Raw genomic sequence first — 2,474 nt, 5'->3', positions numbered from 1 at the left:
ACCGGAAATTGGATCAGGGTTGGCAAGCAAGAGCCAAAGGGGTTGATGCCACGCTCTTTGTAAATCCGCATTTGCTCTTGGGCAAGTTTTTCTTTGTCGTTTTTGTTTTTTTTCTGAATACTAAGCCATTCTTTATCCTTTTGCAATTCCTGCATACCCTGTGTGCCCTTAAGTTGTTGGGCGGTAAGCGGCCAGGTGATGGCACGAATGAGGATGGTGAACAGGATGATGGCAATGCCGAAGTTAAATCCAATCAACTCAGTGCTTTCATAGATCCAGAGCAATACGTTGGTCATGGGTATGATGATATAGGTATCCCACATAGCGACTCCTTATTTAGCAGGTGTGAATTGCCACACCTGTCTTCCGTCAAAATCGAGGGCGACCAGAACGGAATCAGTTTCCATTGGTGAGAAGAGAATCAGTTCACCACTTTGAGCGGGAGCGGTGTAGAGCCGCCCGCCGATAGCCTGCTGCCAGACGATGCTTCCATCCTGGTCAATAGCGTAAGCAGTGCCAGATTCTGTACCAATGACAATTAAATCATTTGTTATAAGTGGTGAACCAGTAATGGGACCATTTGGTTTGATCGGGGCCCAATTTTCGCTGCCATCGGCAGTATCAATTGAGTGGAAACTGCCCTCAAGATCACCAACATAAAGGGTCGTCCCATCAAGAGAGGGGGCATCCCAGACCCAGCCATCAAGGGGGGCTTCCCACAAAATTTTATGGCTTTGGGTATCAATTGCAGAAAGAACTGAGCCAAATGAACCTATATACAGGTTTCCATCTGTATCAAGGGCAGCTGAGCCGGGAGCGGCACCAGTTAACTCAACATCCCAGAGTACTTCTTTCCTGCCCGGGTCAAGGGCATAAAGGTGATGGTCAAGCGAGGTGATATAAATAATTTCCCCATCACTGACTGGCTGTGCCCATAATGCCCCGCCGATGGCTTTTGCCCAGAGGAAATTCCCATTTGAATCAAGGACATAAATTTTGCCGTCTGTATTGGGGGCATAGATATACTCTCCAATCGCGAGCGGGCTGGCGATCCAGGTGCCTTCAGCATCATCGAAAACCCAGTTTGAAGTTCCATTTTCAGGGTTCAAAGAAACAAGGCTATGGTTTGCCCCTGCGCTGGCGATCAGTAATTGTCCATCCTCAGTTAGCACAGGGGTGGCGAAGAAGGATTCCTTCGCATCTGCTTTTTCGGCGGGGTATTGCCAGGCCTGGCTGCCGTTACTCAAATATAGGGCATAAACAAAGGAACCATTGGCAAGGTAGGCTTTCTCGGTATCTGCGCTTAAGCCTGACCAGCTATTGGTTTGTAATGCAGCAGACGAACATCCGCTTAACAATACGGATAGCAAAATTGCCATCGTAAGGATAAAAATCTTTTTCAATTTCACAGTGTCTCTCCTAAGGGACAGGGTCATGGCCACCCGCGCTAAATGGGTTGCAACGTAACACACGCCAGATGGCCATCAACGAACCTTTTAATGCGCCGTATTTATAAATCGCCTGGTACCCATAATGTGAGCAGGAGGGATAATAACGGCAGGTACCCCCGGGAAGGGCGCGCGAAATGGTCATTTGATACAGGCGAATGATCGCCAAAAAGACCCAGCGCGGCCAATAGTACGGGGTGCGCGACAAATCACGCAGGCCAGGTTCGTTAGGGTATTCAGAAGGGAGGTAAGACTCACTCATCATTAAATAATTTTGCGCGCTGCAAAAGTTCCTGCAACGTGGTGCGTACCTGAGGCATTTTGATCTGGATGATTGGCGCGCGAGCGATAATGACCAGATCCCAACCTGAAGCGATTTGTGGATGCAATTCTCTTGCGGCGGCGCGTATCAGACGTTTGGCTCGATTCCGTTTGACGGCATTTCCCACACTTCGGCCTGCTGCTACGCCCACTCTCGATATTGGCAATTGATTTTCAATGGCGATCAACACAACGAGCGGGCGGGCATAAGATTTTCCATCACGCCGCACCCGCTTGAAATCAGTTGACCGGGTCAGGCGATATTGACGTTGCACCCGCACCCTCGAAAACTTGCTTCCCTTGATCTTCTAGGCGTATGCCATAGGTTCCGCACAGATGGTGGCTCTACCAGTTAACTTTCTTGACGTGCTCGTTCGCTTTTACTGTCAGACGAAGGCGTCCTTTAAGGCGGCGGCGTTTCAATACATCACGCCCACCCTTGGAAGACATTCGCTGGCGGAAGCCATGTACCCGGATTCGACGGCGCTTTTTGGGTTGATAAGTTCTTTTCGGCATATTACTTTCCTCTATAATTGATAGAATAATGACAAAATTTAGCCAGTCCTCACTGTGAGGACTGGCACGCTATTATACCGTAACGCTTTTGATTAGGCAATCAGTAAATTGCTCTTCGATTGATAAACGCTTAGTGGCCGTCTAAAAACAACTTCTCAAAAGTGCACCACAGAGACACTGAGCGCACAC

The 2,474-nt window shown here is 48.8% G+C and carries 5 protein-coding genes; all 5 read right to left on the bottom strand.

Features of this window, described 5'->3' with window-relative positions; genetic code table 11:
- Positions 1 to 323, bottom strand: a 323-nt coding sequence (locus AC3DOM_RS16655; RefSeq protein ID WP_487920161.1) for a YidC/Oxa1 family membrane protein insertase, incomplete at its 3' end; no start/stop codon positions are given.
- A 9-nt stretch (positions 324 to 332) separates the two neighbouring features.
- Positions 333 to 1,409: an outer membrane protein assembly factor BamB family protein gene (locus AC3DOM_RS16650; RefSeq protein WP_487920160.1), complete on the bottom strand. Its 1,077-nt coding sequence runs from the start codon at positions 1,407 to 1,409 to the stop codon at positions 333 to 335.
- Between the two features lie 10 nt (positions 1,410 to 1,419).
- Complete coding sequence (yidD, locus tag AC3DOM_RS16645) at positions 1,420 to 1,710, bottom strand: membrane protein insertion efficiency factor YidD (protein ID WP_487920159.1); 291 nt, start codon at positions 1,708 to 1,710, stop codon at positions 1,420 to 1,422.
- On the bottom strand, positions 1,703 to 2,044 hold the full coding sequence (gene rnpA / locus AC3DOM_RS16640; protein WP_487920158.1) for a ribonuclease P protein component: 342 nt from the start codon (positions 2,042 to 2,044) through the stop codon (positions 1,703 to 1,705). Before rnpA ends, yidD begins: the two co-directional genes overlap by 8 nt.
- Positions 2,045 to 2,114: 70 nt before the next feature.
- Positions 2,115 to 2,285, bottom strand: a complete 171-nt coding sequence (rpmH, locus tag AC3DOM_RS16635) for a 50S ribosomal protein L34 (protein ID WP_487920157.1) — start codon at positions 2,283 to 2,285, stop codon at positions 2,115 to 2,117.
- Positions 2,286 to 2,474: the final 189 nt, after the last annotated feature.

It is taken from the genome of Candidatus Desulfolinea nitratireducens (assembly GCF_982879505.1).
Note: the sequence above shows the minus strand (reverse complement) of the source record. Positions and strands in the feature narration are given on the sequence as shown.

Coding starts and splice junctions, on each gene's coding strand:
- yidD (WP_487920159.1), bottom strand. CDS start 1,710: ATGAGTGAGTCTTACCTCCCTTCTGAATACCCTAACGAACCTGGCCTG.
- rpmH (WP_487920157.1), bottom strand. CDS start 2,285: ATGCCGAAAAGAACTTATCAACCCAAAAAGCGCCGTCGAATCCGGGTA.